This window comes from Mesorhizobium sp. M9A.F.Ca.ET.002.03.1.2 (assembly GCF_003952365.1).
Lineage (GTDB): Bacteria > Pseudomonadota > Alphaproteobacteria > Rhizobiales > Rhizobiaceae > Mesorhizobium.
Genome location: NZ_CP034443.1, coordinates 5,566,013 through 5,580,473, shown reverse-complemented (window position 1 = coordinate 5,580,473; position 14,461 = coordinate 5,566,013). Strand labels below are relative to the sequence as shown.

Sequence of the window (14,461 nt, the reverse complement as noted above, 5' to 3'; positions counted from 1 at the left end):
GCATGGCAGATATCAGAAACAATTTCGTCGGCATCAAATCGCCGAATCCGTTCTGGCTGGCCTCGGCGCCGCCGACCGACAAGGCCTACAACGTCATCCGCGCCTTCAAGGCGGGCTGGGGCGGCGTTGTGTGGAAGACGCTCGGCGAAGAAGGCCCACCGGTGGTCAATGTCAACGGCCCGCGCTACGGCGCGATCTGGGGCGCCGATCGCCGCCTGCTCGGCTTGAACAACATCGAGCTGATCACCGACCGCGACCTGCAGGTCAATCTGCGCGAGATCAAGCAGGTCAAGAAGGACTGGCCCGACCGCGCCATCGTCGTCTCGCTGATGGTGCCTTGCGAGGAGCATGCGTGGAAAGCGATCCTGCCGGTGGTCGAGGAGACGGGAGCCGACGGCATCGAGCTCAATTTCGGCTGCCCGCACGGCATGTCGGAACGCGGCATGGGCGCCGCCGTCGGCCAGGTGCCGGAATACATCGAAATGGTGGTCCGCTGGTGCAAGGCCAACACCCGCATGCCTGTTATCACCAAGCTGACGCCCAACATCACCGATATACGCAAGCCGGCGCGGGCCGCGCTTGCCGGCGGCACCGACGCGGTGTCGCTGATCAACACCATCAACTCAATCACCGGCGTCGACCTCGACAGTTTCGCACCGGAGCCGACGATCGACGGCAAGGGTTCGCATGGCGGCTATTGCGGCCCGGCGGTGAAGCCGATCGCCATGAACATGGTGGCCGAGATCGCGCGCGATCCGGAAACGCATGGGCTGCCGATCTCCGGCATCGGCGGCATCACCACATGGCGCGATGCCGCTGAATTCATGGCGCTCGGCGCCGGCAACGTACAGGTGTGCACGGCGGCGATGACCTATGGCTTCAAGATCGTGCAGGAGATGATCGCCGGCCTGGAGAACTGGATGGACGAGAAGGGCCATGCCTCGCTCGACGACATCGTCGGCCGCGCCACTCCCAACGTCACCGACTGGCAATATCTCAACCTCAACTATGTCGCCAAGGCGCATATCGACCAGGAGGCCTGCATCAAATGCGGCCGCTGCCACATCGCCTGCGAGGACACCTCGCACCAGGCGATCACCGCAATCGTCGACGGCGTCAGGCATTTCGAGGTGATCGAGGCCGAATGCGTCGGCTGCAACCTCTGCGTCAATGTCTGCCCGGTGGAGAACTGCATCACCATGGAGCCGCTGGCGGCCGGCGTGATGGACCAGCGCACCGGCAAGCCGGTGTCGCCGGTCTATGCCAACTGGACGACGCATCCGAACAACCCGATGGCCAAGGTGGCGGCGGAATAGACTGGGATTTCCTCGCCCCACGAAGTGGGGAGAGGTGGCCCGGCGAAGCCGGGACGGAGAGGGGCCTTCGCAGCGGCTGGGAAATGTCCAAGGCTCCTGATGGACTTCCTATGCTGCTCGCGCCCGTTCTTCACCGGTTTCCGGCTTCGCAAATGTCGTCCCCCTCTCCGTCCCGGCTACGCCGGGCCACCTCTCCCCCGCTCCCGCGGGGGCGAGGAACTGAGGTCCTGCAACCGCCTCCGAAGACGGCGCATAGCGGCGGCCGCCTCGAATGGCGACCGCGCCCCTGCTCACGCCGCAAAGCGCAGGCCGCCGTCGCAGGTCAGCACCTGGCCCGTCATGAAGCCGTTGGAGACGAGGAAGGCGATCGCGCTGGCGACGTCTTCGGCGCGGCCGATGCGGCCGACCGGGGTCTTGCCGGCATAATCGGCAAAGATCGCCTGGCGCTGCTCGTCCGGCAAAAAGTCCCACCAGGGCGTGTCGATGACGCCGGGCACCACGACGTTGACGCGCAGCGGCTTCAACTCTATCGCCAGGATCGGCACAACGGTCAGCAGCATGCCGTTGATGGCGGCGATGCCGGCGACGCCCGGTGCCGACAATTGTGCCGATACCGCCGAAATGAAGGTCGCCGATCCGCTCTTGCTCAGCGTCGGCAACGCCGCCTGCAGGCAGGAGAGCTGCGGCCGGACTTTCTCGTCGAAGCCGCCGCCGATATCGGCCAGGTCAAGTGTTTCGAACGGGCCAAGTCCCTTGCCGCCGCTGGCGGCCAGAACAAGATGGTCGAACGGGCCGATAGCATCAAAGAATTGGCGGACCTCGTCAGACTTTGCGGCATCGAAGGCTGCCTTTTCGACAGCGCCGCCAAGGCTATGCCATGCGCCTTTGAGCTTCTCCGGGTTGCGGCCGGTGATCGTCACCTTCATGCCCGGGCCAAGCAGTTTGCGCGCCGTGGCAAGGCCGATGCCGGAAGAGCCGCCGATGATGACGGTGTGCTGGATTTTCTCTCTCATGAATGCTGTTCCTTCGATGTGAGGGATTCGACCAAGTCGAGACTCAACTCTCGCAGTTGCTGCCTGGCCTTTTCGTCATAGGCCTGGGCGTCGGCGCGCGATTCCCGCAGGCCGTCGAAATAGAGGCCGCTTCGACCTTCGAGCGCGGGCGATGTCGCAAGGTTGAGGATGGCGTCCGCGCCGGTTTCGACCGAGCTCCATGGCGTGACGCCTGCCTGCCGGACCATCGTGGTGTTCATGTAGCTCGCGGGGTGCAGGGAATTGACGGTGACGCCGGTGCCCTTCAGTTGCTCGGCTAGGTCGATGGTGAAAAGGATCTGCGCCAGCTTGCTCTGGCAGTAGGCGCGCACGCCGCTGTAATCGCGGGTCAGCATGACGTCGCTGAAATCGATCGCCTGCTGGCCGGCCGAGGCGACGTTGACGATGCGCGCCGGCGCGCTTGCCTTTAGCAGCGGCAGAAGTTCTGACGTCAGCAGGAAGCCGGCGAGGTAATTGACAGCAAAACGCAACTCGTAGCCGTCGGCGCTCACCTGTCGCCTGGCGCTCTGATCGGCAGTGCCGATGCCGGCATTGTTGATGAGGATGTCGAGCCGACTGGATTTTGCGCGCACGGCCTCTGCGAGGCGGCGGACTTCAGCGAGCGACGAGAGATCGGCAACGAACAATTCGGCCTCGCCGCCGGCGGCTTCTACCGCGGCGACGGTTGCCTTGCCTCTTGTTGCATCGCGGCCATGCACCAGGATATGCGCGCCGCTGGCGCCGAGCCTCTCGGCAACGACGCGGCCGACGCCATCTGTCGATCCGGTGATGAGGACAATCTTGTCTTTCAGTTCCATATTCAGAGCCTCCATTCTGCTGCTCTGAATGCAAGATGGGATGCTTGGCGCGCGCCAAACAGTTCAAACTTTATCCTGGTATCGATACTGCTATAATGGGCTAATGGATGCTTCCGCACATTCTCCTGAAGACAGCCGCCGACGCGAGCTCGGCGCGTTCCTGCGCTCGCGGCGCGAAAGGTTGTCGCCGCAGGTTGCCGGCATCGCCGCGGGCCAGCGCCGACGCACGCCGGGGCTCAGGCGCGAGGAGGTGGCGATGATCGCTGGTGTCGGCACGACCTGGTACACCTGGCTCGAACAGGGCAGGGACGTGCGGCCTTCCGTCGAGGTACTGACGGCGCTCTGTGAGGCATTACGCTTGGACGCCGTGGAGAAGCGACATCTGTTCATCCTTGCCGGCCGCCAGCCGCTGGAGCGTCGTGTGGCGTCACCGGAAAAGGTCGACGGTCCGCTGCTGCATATGCTGCAAAGCCTCGTTCTACAGCCGGCCTATGTCGTCGGCCGGCGCTGGGACGTGCTGGCCTGGAACCCGGCTGCGGCTGCGGTGTTCGGCGACTATGGCCTGCTGGAGGGCGATGCGCGCAATATCGTCCACATGGTGTTCACCAACCCGCACCATCGCCGCCTGCTGGTCGACTGGGAAGAGCTTGCCCGCGTGGTGCTCGCCTCGTTCCGTGCCGAGAGCGCCAAATATGTCGGCGACCCGGATTTCGACCGCCTGATCGCGCTGATGATGCGCTCAAGCCCGGAGTTTCGCGACTGGTGGCCGCTACGCGATGTCGCCCGGAAACTATCAGGGGTGAAGCACGTTCGACACCCCGCTGTGGGCGCGATGGCCTTCGAGCATATGAGCCTTTCGATCGACGACGGCTCGGACATCAGGCTGATTGTCTACACGCCGCTTGCCGAGCAGAACTCGATCGCCAAGCTGCAAAGACTGCTTGATGCGCTTCCGGTCGAGCGACGCAGCGCCTGACCTACAGCAATCAGCCCTTCGGCTTCAGCCCGTCGATGAACAGTTGCTCGAGAAATCTTGCCGCATCCTCGAAGCGGCCGTCGCCGCCGCGGTTGGGCCCGAGCACGGCGCGGACCTGGACGTCGAAATCGGCATAGTGTTGCGTCGTCGCCCAGATCGAGAAGATCAGGTGCCAGGGATCGGTCTTGGCGATCTTGCCGGCGCGCATCCAGCCCTTGATGACGGTAGCCTTCTCGTCGACCAGCGTCTTCAACTCGCCTTCCAGCATGGGCATGATGCGCGGCGCGCCCTGCAGGATCTCGTTGGCGAACAGGCGGCTTTCGCGCGGAAAATCGCGCGCCATTTCCAGCTTGCGCCTGATGTAGCTGCGCAATTCGGTCAGGGGGTCGCCGATGTCGTCGAGTTCGCGCAGCGGCGCCAGCCAGGTGTCCAGAAGCCGCTTCATCAGCGTCTCGTGGATGTCCTCCTTGCGGCGGAAATAGTAGAGCAGATTTGGCTTCGACATGCCGGCTGCTTCGGCGATCTGGTCGATGGTCGAGCCGCGAAAGCCGTTGGTCGAGAAGACCTCGAGCGCTGCCTCCAGGATGAGCTCGCGCTTTTCCTGCTGGATGCGGGTGCGGCGAGGAGCTGCTGTGTCCATGCCAGTCGTCATCCCCGCAAGACGTTGCCGCGAGGGCCGTCTGGACCAATTCTCTGGACCAGTTTTTCTCCGGCCTGTGGAGCGCGCTTCAGATGCCGCATTTCCGCTAGTAATCCCTTGACCGCCGACAGGGCGGTGCTAACGTTTGTCCAATCGGTCAAAAATTTGCGTAGCACGAAAACGCAGCAGAGACCAAGTGTTGGGAAGACCAAGCGTTAGCCGCACCGAAACAGTTACAAGGGGAAGTCTTGGTCATGTCCAACCGGCTGAAAGTCACGCCGAACGATCTCAGCGCATTCTGGATGCCGTTCACGGCAAACCGGCAATTCAAACAGGCGCCTCGCATGATGGTGTCCGCCAAGGACATGCATTATACGACGAGCGACGGGCGCAAGGTTCTCGACGGCACCGCCGGCCTGTGGTGCGTCAATGCCGGCCACTGCCGGCCGAAGATCACCGAGGCGATCCAGCGCCAGGCCGCCGAACTCGACTATGCGCCGGCGTTCCAGATGGGGCACCCAATCGTCTTCGAGCTGGCCAACCGTCTGGTCGATATCGCGCCGAAGGGCATGGACCATGTGTTCTTCACCAATTCCGGCTCGGAATCGGTCGAGACCGCGCTGAAGATGGCGATCGCCTATCACCGCGCCAGGGGCGAGGGCGCGCGCACCCGCCTGATCGGCCGTGAGCGCGGCTACCACGGCGTCAATTTCGGCGGCATCTCGGTCGGTGGCATCGTTACCAATCGCAAGATGTTCGGCACGCTGCTCGGCGGCGTCGACCACATGCCGCACACGCATCTGCCGGAGAAGAATTCGTTCACCAAGGGTGTGCCCGAGCATGGCGCGGAATTGGCCAACGAGCTGGAGCGCATCGTCGCGCTGCATGATGCCTCGACAATCGCGGCCGTCATCGTCGAGCCGGTGGCCGGTTCCACCGGCGTCATCCTGCCGCCGAAGGGCTATCTCGAGAGGCTGCGCGAGATTTGCACCAAGCACGGCATCCTTCTGATCTTCGACGAGGTCATCACCGGCTTCGGCCGCCTCGGTACGCCGTTTGCTGCCGACTATTTCGGCGTCACGCCTGACATCATGACGACCGCCAAGGGCGTCTCCAACGGCGTCATCCCGATGGGAGCGGTGTTCGTGAAGAAGGAAATCCACGACGCCTTCATGACCGGCCCCGAGCACATGATCGAGTTCTTCCATGGCTACACCTACTCGGGCAATCCGATCGCCTGTGCCGCAGCCTTGGGCACGCTCGACACCTACAAGGAAGAGGGGCTGCTGACCCGCGGTGAGGAACTGGCGCCGTACTGGGAAGATGCCCTGCATTCGCTCAAAGGCGAGCCGAACGTCATCGATATCCGCAACATCGGCCTGATCGGCGCGATCGAGCTGGCGCCGATCGCCGGCCAGCCGACGAAGCGGGCCTTCTCGGCCTTCGTCAAGGCGTTCGAGCGCGGCGCGCTGATCCGCACCACCGGCGACATCATCGCGCTGTCGCCGCCGCTGATCATCACCAAGGGCCAGATCAACGAGTTGATCGACCATGTGCGCGACGTGCTGAGGGCGGTGGACTAGATACTCCACAACGTATAGGGCGGCGACGGGAACCGTCGCCCAATATGTGAATAAATGAGAGGAACTTGAATGGCCGCTCCCGGCGAGAATCTGCGAATCAATTCAGACCGTTTGTGGGATTCGATAATGGAGATGGCGAAGATCGGCCCCGGCGTCGCCGGCGGCAACAATCGCCAGACTGTGACCGACGAAGACGGTGAGGGGCGGCATCTGTTCAAGCGCTGGTGCGACGCGGCCGGGCTCGAAATGGGCGTCGACGAGATGGGCACGATGTTTGCCCGCCGCGAGGGCACCGAGCCCGATCTGCCGCCGGTCTATGTCGGCAGCCATCTCGACACCCAGCCGACCGGCGGCAAGTATGACGGCGTTCTCGGCGTGCTCGGCGGACTGGAGGTTGTGCGCTCGCTCAACGACCTCGGCATCAAGACCAAACATCCGATCGTCGTCACCAACTGGACCAACGAGGAGGGCGCGCGCTTTGCGCCGGCGATGATGGCGTCGGGCGTCTTCGCCGGCGTGCTCGACCAGGCCGACGTCTATTCCCATGTCGACAAGGACGGCAAGAAATTCGGCGAGGAGCTCGAACGCATCGGCTGGAAGGGCACCGAGAAGGTCGGCGCGCGCCGAATCCACGCCTTCTTCGAATTGCATATCGAGCAAGGGCCGATCCTCGAGGACGAGGGCATCGACATCGGTGTCGTCACCCACGGCCAAGGGCTGAAATGGCTGCAGGTGACGCTGACCGGCAAGGAGGCGCATACCGGCTCGACGCCGATGCCGAAGCGCCGCAATGCCGGGCTCGGCATGGCGCGGGTGATCGAGCTGGTGCACGAGATCGCCATGGACTATCAGCCCGACGCCGTCGGCGCGGTCGGCCACATGGAGGTCTATCCCAATTCGCGCAACATCATCGCCGGGCGCACCGTTTTCACCATCGACATCCGCTCGCCGGAGAAGGAAGTGCTCGATGCGATGGACGGCCGCGTCCGCGAAGGCATCGACACGGTCTGCGACGCGCTCGACATCAAATACGCAATCGAGCAGGTCGGCCATTTCGACCCGGTGACCTTCGACCCCGGCTGCGTCAAGGCGGTGCGGGATGCGGCAGAGCGCTTGGGATATACGCACCGCAACATCGTCTCCGGCGCCGGTCATGACGCCTGCTGGATCAACCGCGTCGCGCCAACCGCCATGGTGATGTGCCCCTGCGTCGATGGACTGTCGCATAACGAGGCCGAGGAAATCTCCAAGGAGTGGGCGGCGGCCGGTGCCGACGTGCTGTTCCATGCCGTGGTCGACACGGCGGTGATCGTCGAATGATGGAATAAGACCGCGACCTCGCAGACGCCGCTCGCCAGAAGCGCGATAAGAACAAGGGAACAAGAAAATGACCAAAGTCATCAGGAACGGCACCATCGTCACCGCCGACCGCACGTGGAAGGCCGACGTGCTGATGCAGCACGGCAAGATCGTTGCCATTGGTTCCAATCTGCATGGCGACCATGAGTTCGACGCCACTGGCTGCTATGTGATGCCCGGCGGCGTCGACCCGCACACCCATCTCGAAATGCCGTTCATGGGCACCTATTCGGCCGATGATTTCGAGAGCGGCACGCGCGCCGCCCTTGCCGGCGGCACGACGATGGTGGTCGATTTCTGCCTGCCGTCGCCGCAGCAGTCACTGCTCGAAGCCTTGCAGATGTGGGACAACAAGACATCGAAGGCGTCCTGCGATTATTCCTTCCACATGGCGATCACCTGGTGGGGCAAGCAGGTGTTCGACGAGATGGCCACCGTCGTCGACAAGGGCATCACCTCGTTCAAGCATTTCATGGCCTACAAGGGCGCGCTGATGGTCGACGACGACGAGATGTATGCGTCGTTCCAGCGCTGCGCCGATCTCGGCGCGCTGCCGCTGGTCCATGCCGAGAACGGCGACGTGGTTGCCGGACTGTCGCAAAAGCTGCTGGCCGCGGGCAATAATGGCCCCGAAGGGCACGCCTATTCGCGCCCGCCGGAAGTCGAAGGCGAGGCGACCAACCGCGCCATCATGATCGCCGACATGGCCGGCGTGCCGCTCTATGTCGTGCATGTCTCCTGCGAGCAAGCGCACGAAGCCATCCGCCGGGCGCGGCAGAAAGGCATGCGTGTCTTCGGCGAACCGCTGGTCCAGCACCTGACCCTCGATGAGAGCGAATATTTCAACAAGGACTGGGACCATGCGGCGCGCCGCGTGATGAGCCCGCCCTTCCGCAACAAGCTGCACCAGGATTCGCTGTGGGCCGGCTTGCAGGCCGGATCGCTGCAAGTGGTAGCGACCGACCACTGCGCCTTCACCACCAGCCAAAAGCGCAACGGCGTCGGCGACTTCACCAAGATCCCGAACGGCACCGGCGGGCTCGAGGACCGCTTGCCGGTGCTGTGGACGACGGGCGTCAACACCGGCCGGCTGACGATGAACGAATTCGTCGCGGTGACATCGACCAACATCGCGAAGATCCTCAATATGTATCCGAAGAAGGGCGCCATTGTCGAAGGGGCGGACGCCGACATCCTGGTCTGGGATCCGAAGCGCAAGAAGAAGATCACGGCCAAGAAGCAGCAGTCGGTGATCGACTACAACGTCTTCGAAGGCTTCGAGGTGACCGGCCTGCCGCGCTTCGTCTTCTCGCGCGGCGAACTGTCGATCCAGGAAAACGATGTCAAGGCGAAGCCCGGCCATGGTGAGTTCGTCGGGCGCGAGCCGAATGCGGCGGTCAACCGGGCGCTGTCAACCTGGAAGGACATTACCGCACCGCGCAAGGTGGAACGCACGGGCATTCCGGCGACCGGGGTTTGAGCTTGGCTAACCCGGCAGTGATCGTCTCACTGGTTGTGGCGAGCATTACCACCGGTCCGGCAGCGGCTGAGGTCCTTGCCGGTTCCTATGGCAATGACGTCGGTTGTGCCGGTGTACGGATCGGTTATCAGGACAGCGATGCCTATGTCGTGCTGACCGCCGATGGCGTCGAAACCTATGGCAGCGGCTGCCGGTTCGCGCAGCAACTGGTCGCGGCGCCTGGCACGCAGTCTTTGAGTTCGACTTGTTTCGCTGAAGGCGAGGAAGGAACGACGACCGAGACCGTCAAGGTCACCAACAAGGGAGCGGACGGTTTCTTCGTGACCATTCCCGGCCTTGAAGAAATAGGGCCATTGAAATCATGTTCGTGACGGTGCCGATGACGGCCTCTGCGTCGATGCCGACCTCAGGCGACCAGCACATCCAGTTCCGGCAGCAGGACGACGCTTTCCTGTTCGTTGGGGTCGGTGCGGGCGATGACCGCCGAGGCCGGGCCGTCGCTCAGATTGGCCGGCAGATGCGGCACGCCGGCGGGAATGTAGAAGAGGTCGCCGGCCTTGACCACGATCTGCTGTTCAAGCCGGTCGCCATACCAGGTATGGACTTCGCCGGAGAGCACATAGATCGCCGTTTCATGGCTTTCATGCATGTGCGCCTTGGCGCGGGCGCCGGGCGGCATGGTGAGCAGATGCATGCAGATGCCGGAAGAGCCGACCGTCTCGGCGGCGATGCCGGCGAAATAACTCAGTCCCTGCTTGCCTTCATAAGAGCTTTCAGGGCGGATAAGATGGCAAGTGGGTTTGGGCGGCATCGGGACAACTCTCGATCGAGTGGGAACTCTCAGTCGGATAGGAACTCTCAGTCGGATAGGACGGGGCGAGTGGAAAGCAACATCGAGGAAAGATCAACCGGATTCCGGCCGGCACGGCAGCGGCACGAGAAGGCACGCAGCGGCCGATGACGGGAGCATCGCCAGCCGTCGTTTCGGCAAGCAAGCTTGGCCTGACCTTCCAGACCAGTGACGGTCCGGTGCAGGCACTGTCGAATGTCGATCTGACCATCGGCAAGGGCGAATTCGTATCGTTCATCGGGCCGTCCGGCTGCGGCAAGACGACCTTGCTGCGGGTCATCGCCGACCTGGAGAAGCCGACCTCTGGAACCATCTCCGTCAATGGTGTGACGCCGGAGCAGGCGCGCGAAAACCGCGCCTATGGCTATGTCTTCCAGGCAGCGGCGCTTTACCCTTGGCGCACGATCGATCGCAATGTGGCGCTGCCGCTGGAGATCATGGGCCTGTCCAGGGCGGAGCAGGCGGAGCGGATCAAGCGCACGCTCGACCTCGTCAACCTGTCGGGCTTCGAGAAGAAATATCCCTGGCAGCTTTCCGGCGGCATGCAGCAGCGCGCCTCGATCGCGCGGGCGCTGGCCTTCGACGCCGATCTTCTGTTGATGGACGAGCCGTTCGGAGCGCTGGACGAGATCGTGCGCGACCATCTCAACGAACAGCTTTTGGAACTCTGGAAACGGACCAACAAGACCATCTGCTTCGTCACCCATTCCATTCCCGAGGCGGTCTATCTGTCGACGCGCATCGTCGTCATGTCGCCGCGTCCGGGCCGCGTCAGCGACGTCATCGAATCGACGCTGCCCAAACAGCGGCCGCTCGACATCCGAGAGACGCCGGAGTTCCTGGCGATCGCGGCACGCGTCCGCGACGGCCTCAGGGCAGGGCACAGCTATGATGATTGAGGGGGCTCATGTGCGAGCGGCCAACCGCGCTTTCGTCATCCTAGGGCGAAGCACCCGCGAAGCGGCGTGCGCAGACCCTAGGATCCATGCCTTGACATCGGCCGAAGGGCGCAAGCGGTTGAGGGTATACGCCAGGCAGGGCGAGGTGGAGGGAGCCATGCTCCGCACCGCCGTAATGCTTGGAGGTAACGGAATGGATCCTAGGGTCTGCGCCGCGTCGCTTCGCTCCTTGCTTCGCCCTAGGATGACGAAGAGAGGGCGCGGCAGGGTAACGTCGTTGCCGCCGAAGTCCCCCGACCTCCGCTTCGCTCTGGCCACCCTCTCCCCGTTGGGGAGAGGAGGGGGCCAACCTCGCGAGGGCCGCTGATGGACTCCTTTCGCGACAAGATCGTTCCGGTGACCTCGATCCTCGCGGGCGTGGTGATCGTCTGGTACGTCTTCGCTGTCATCCTCAACGCGCCGTTCCAGCGCGATCTCGACCGCCGTGCCAATGAGACCCCGGGCGTTGTGGAATTCATCGGCAAAACGCTGTCGCAGCCGAAGCCGACGCTGCCGGCGCCGCATCAGGTGGCAGCGAATTTCTTCGAAAACACGTTTCTGCGCAGCGTCACCTCGAGCCGCAGCCTCGTCTACAATGCCTGGGTGACGCTGTCCTCGACACTGCTCGGCTTCGCTTTCGGCACCGCACTCGGCATCGTCATTGCCGTCGGCATCGTGCATGTCGCGACGCTCGACCGCAGCCTGATGCCATGGATCATCGCCTCGCAGACCATTCCGATCCTGGCGGTGGCGCCGATGATCATCGTCGTGCTGGCGGCGATCGGCGTCACCGGGCTGATCCCGAAAGCGCTGATCTCGACCTATCTGTCGTTCTTCCCGGTGGCCGTCGGCATGGTCAAGGGGCTGCGTTCGCCGGAACTCACCCATCTCGACCTGATGCACACCTACAATGCCAGCCCTTCGCAGACCTTCTGGAAATTGCGCGTGCCGGCTTCGGTGCCGTTCCTGTTCACCTCGATGAAGGTGGCGGTCGCCGCCAGCCTCGTCGGCGCCATTGTCGGCGAACTGCCGACCGGCGCCGTCGCCGGCATTGGCGCCAAGCTGCTCGCCGGCGCCTATTACAGCCAGACCATCGACATCTGGTCGGCGCTGGTCGCCGGCTCGGTGGTGGCGGCGTTGCTGGTGATGGTGGTCGGCATTGCCGGGCGCCTCGTCGACCGCGCCATGGGCGGGAGGCCGGCATGAATTGGCTGAAGCCGTCCTGGCAAGCGGTAACTGCAATCGTGCTCTGCATGATCGCGGCTGTGCTTGGCGCCATGTCGGCGCCGGAGGCAGCCGCACTGGCGCAACCCGCGTCAAGCGTCGAGTATCCCTATCTCGGCACGAAAGGGCTGATGTTCGGCTTGCTTGTCGTCACCGCTCTGGTCTCGATGACCAGGATACCGCCAGTCATCGAAGCCGTGGTGCTGTTCGTCGGCGCGCATTGGATCGCCTGGCTGTTGATCAGCGGCATAAATGGTTTCGAAGGCACGGCGCTGGCGCCGTTCTTTCTGCTGCTCGCGGCAGCCTGGCTGCTCGCCTGGCGTTGCGTCAGCGTGCTGTCGGCGACGCACCCTGTTTCGCGCTGGGTGGCGACCGCTTCGAGGCTGATCATCCCGGCCATCTTCGGCGCCTGGATCCTGATCATCTGGGAGGCGGTGACGCGCGGCGCCGGCATCCCCTTCATCCTGCTGCCGCCACCAAGTGCAATCGGAGCGCGCATCGCCAATTCGCTGCCGGTGCTGGCCGCCGACGTGCGGCAGACCATCTTCAAGGCGGTGATCTTCGGCTACATCGTCGGCAGCGGTGCCGGCTTCCTCGCGGCAATCGCGGCTGATCGCGTGCCGTTCCTGCGCCGCGGACTGCTGCCGATCGGCAACATGGTGTCGGCGCTGCCGATCATCGGCGTGGCGCCGATCATGGTCATGTGGTTCGGCTTCGACTGGCAGTCGAAGGCGGCGGTCGTCATCATCATGACCTTCTTCCCGATGCTGGTGAACACGGTCGCCGGGCTCGCCGCCTCCGGTCATATGGAGCGCGACCTGATGCGCACCTATGCGTCGAGTTACTGGCAGACGCTGTTCAAGCTCAGGTTGCCGGCAGCGGCACCCTTCATCTTCAACGCGCTGAAGATCAATTCGACGCTGGCGCTGATCGGCGCCATCGTCGCGGAGTTCTTCGGCACGCCGGTGGTCGGCATGGGATTTCGGATTTCGACCGAAGTCGGGCGGATGAACATCGATATGGTGTGGGCCGAAATCGCAGTTGCAGCACTTGCGGGTTCGGTCTTTTATGGCGTGGTCGCTCTTTTCGAGAGAGCAGTCACGTTTTGGCATCCCTCCGTCCGTGGTGGATAGGGCGGTGGCGGGTTTGGAATCAGGAGTATCGATAACGCCTGGTCCTAAAGGGTGAACACTTAACTCCAGAGGGTAAAAGCATGAAAAGACTCGTTATTTCGATGCTGGCCGGCGCAATGTCGCTTGCCGCGTTCGAGGCGATGGCCGCGGACAAGGTGACGCTGCAGCTGAAATGGGTCACGCAGGCCCAGTTCGCCGGCTACTACGCTGCCAAGGACAAGGGTTTCTATGAGGAAGAGGGCCTCGACGTCGAGATCAAGCCGGGCGGCCCCGATATCGCGCCCGAGCAGGTGATCGCCGGCGGCGGCGCCGACGTCATCGTCGACTGGATGGGCGGCGCGCTGGCTGCCCGCGAAAAGGGCGTGCCGCTGGTCAATATCGCACAGCCGTTCAAGAAGGCCGGCATGCAGCTGGTCTGCCCGAAGGATGGCCCGGTCAAGACCGAGGCCGACTTCAAGGGCCATACGCTCGGCGTCTGGTTCTTCGGCAACGAATATCCGTTCTACGCCTGGATGAACAAGCTCGGCCTGAAGACCGAGGGTGGCCCGGACGGCGTCACCGTGCTGAAGCAGAGTTTCGACGTGCAGCCGCTGATCCAGAAGCAGGCGGATTGCATCTCGGTCATGACCTACAACGAATACTGGCAGCTCATCGACGCCGGCTACAAGCCGGAAGAGCTGATCGTGTTCAACTACTCGGCCATGGGCAACGACCTGCTCGAGGACGGGCTCTATGCCTTGGAAGACAAGCTCAAGGATCCGGCCTTCGAGGACAAGATGGTGCGTTTCGTGCGCGCCTCGATGAAGGGCTGGAAATATGCCGTCGACAATTCCGACGAGGCGGCCGGCATCGTCATGGACAATGGCGGACAGGACGAGAACCACCAGAAGCGCATGATGGGCGAAGTCGCCAAGCTGATCGACAATGCCGACGGCAAGCTCGATCCGGCGACCTACGCGCGTACCGCCAAGGCGCTGCTCGACCAGAAGATCATCACCAAGGAGCCGAGCGGCGCCTACACGACCGCCATCACCGACAAGGCCATCAAATAGGGCCATCAAATAAGGCGATCAAATCGACGCGATCAACCGGGCCTCTGGGCCTGCAAATCGA

General features: G+C 63.3%; 14 protein-coding genes. 10 read left to right on the top strand and 4 right to left on the bottom strand.

The genetic code is table 11. The annotated features are described in order from the left end of the window. Positions 1–2 precede the first annotated feature (2 nt). A complete protein-coding gene (gene preA / locus EJ066_RS27060; protein ID WP_126042991.1) occupies positions 3–1,316 on the top strand; it encodes an NAD-dependent dihydropyrimidine dehydrogenase subunit PreA in 1,314 nt (437 codons plus the stop codon). A gap of 290 nt (positions 1,317–1,606) precedes the next feature. Here the strand turns inward: preA and EJ066_RS27055 are convergent, their stop codons facing one another. Continuing rightward, complete coding sequence (locus EJ066_RS27055) at positions 1,607–2,329, bottom strand: SDR family oxidoreductase (protein WP_126042990.1); 723 nt, start codon at positions 2,327–2,329, stop codon at positions 1,607–1,609. Further along, positions 2,326–3,165: an SDR family NAD(P)-dependent oxidoreductase gene (locus EJ066_RS27050; RefSeq protein WP_126042989.1), complete on the bottom strand. Its 840-nt coding sequence runs from the start codon at positions 3,163–3,165 to the stop codon at positions 2,326–2,328. Before EJ066_RS27050 ends, EJ066_RS27055 begins: the two co-directional genes overlap by 4 nt. 103 nt (positions 3,166–3,268) lie before the next feature. On the opposite strand from EJ066_RS27050, the gene EJ066_RS27045 reads away from it, so the two are divergent. Beyond that, positions 3,269–4,141: a helix-turn-helix transcriptional regulator gene (locus EJ066_RS27045; RefSeq protein WP_126042988.1), complete on the top strand. Its 873-nt coding sequence runs from the start codon at positions 3,269–3,271 to the stop codon at positions 4,139–4,141. Between the two features lie 10 nt (positions 4,142–4,151). Here EJ066_RS27045 and EJ066_RS27040 read toward each other — a convergent pair whose 3' ends face one another. Beyond that, positions 4,152–4,781: a TetR family transcriptional regulator C-terminal domain-containing protein gene (locus EJ066_RS27040; protein ID WP_245454984.1), complete on the bottom strand. Its 630-nt coding sequence runs from the start codon at positions 4,779–4,781 to the stop codon at positions 4,152–4,154. 254 nt (positions 4,782–5,035) lie between these two features. Here EJ066_RS27040 and EJ066_RS27035 point away from each other — a divergent pair, with 254 nt between their 5' ends. The 4 genes from EJ066_RS27035 (at position 5,036) to EJ066_RS27020 (ending at position 9,574) form a co-directional block, all read left to right on the top strand. After that, positions 5,036–6,364 carry an aspartate aminotransferase family protein gene (locus EJ066_RS27035; protein ID WP_126042986.1) on the top strand — a complete coding sequence of 443 codons (1,329 nt, stop codon included), beginning with the start codon at positions 5,036–5,038 and terminating at the stop codon, positions 6,362–6,364. A 69-nt stretch (positions 6,365–6,433) separates the two neighbouring features. After that, positions 6,434–7,684: a Zn-dependent hydrolase gene (locus EJ066_RS27030; RefSeq protein WP_126042985.1), complete on the top strand. Its 1,251-nt coding sequence runs from the start codon at positions 6,434–6,436 to the stop codon at positions 7,682–7,684. A 67-nt stretch (positions 7,685–7,751) separates the two neighbouring features. Further along, positions 7,752–9,203: a dihydropyrimidinase gene (gene hydA, locus EJ066_RS27025; protein ID WP_126042984.1), complete on the top strand. Its 1,452-nt coding sequence runs from the start codon at positions 7,752–7,754 to the stop codon at positions 9,201–9,203. Between the two features lie 2 nt (positions 9,204–9,205). Next, entirely contained in the window at positions 9,206–9,574 is a 369-nt protein-coding gene (locus EJ066_RS27020) for a hypothetical protein (protein WP_126042983.1), read from the top strand. Between the two features lie 35 nt (positions 9,575–9,609). Here EJ066_RS27020 and EJ066_RS27015 read toward each other — a convergent pair whose 3' ends face one another. Further along, positions 9,610–10,014: a cupin domain-containing protein gene (locus EJ066_RS27015; RefSeq protein ID WP_126042982.1), complete on the bottom strand. Its 405-nt coding sequence runs from the start codon at positions 10,012–10,014 to the stop codon at positions 9,610–9,612. Between the two features lie 146 nt (positions 10,015–10,160). Between EJ066_RS27015 and EJ066_RS27010 the strand changes: the two genes are divergently transcribed. The 4 genes from EJ066_RS27010 to EJ066_RS26990 all read left to right on the top strand — a co-directional run bounded on the left by EJ066_RS27010 (position 10,161) and on the right by EJ066_RS26990 (position 14,400). Next, positions 10,161–10,952 (top strand): ABC transporter ATP-binding protein, encoded by a 792-nt coding sequence (locus tag EJ066_RS27010; protein ID WP_126042981.1) that lies wholly within the window; start codon positions 10,161–10,163, stop codon positions 10,950–10,952. Positions 10,953–11,318: 366 nt separating this feature from the next. Continuing rightward, positions 11,319–12,197 (top strand): ABC transporter permease, encoded by an 879-nt coding sequence (locus EJ066_RS27000; protein WP_126042979.1) that lies wholly within the window; start codon positions 11,319–11,321, stop codon positions 12,195–12,197. Continuing rightward, the gene (locus tag EJ066_RS26995; protein WP_126042978.1) at positions 12,194–13,348 is read left to right on the top strand and encodes an ABC transporter permease; all 1,155 of its coding nucleotides are present in this window, start codon (positions 12,194–12,196) and stop codon (positions 13,346–13,348) included. Before EJ066_RS27000 ends, EJ066_RS26995 begins: the two co-directional genes overlap by 4 nt. Before the next feature lie 80 nt (positions 13,349–13,428). Continuing rightward, a complete protein-coding gene (locus tag EJ066_RS26990) occupies positions 13,429–14,400 on the top strand; it encodes an ABC transporter substrate-binding protein (protein WP_126042977.1) in 972 nt (323 codons plus the stop codon). Positions 14,401–14,461: the final 61 nt, after the last annotated feature.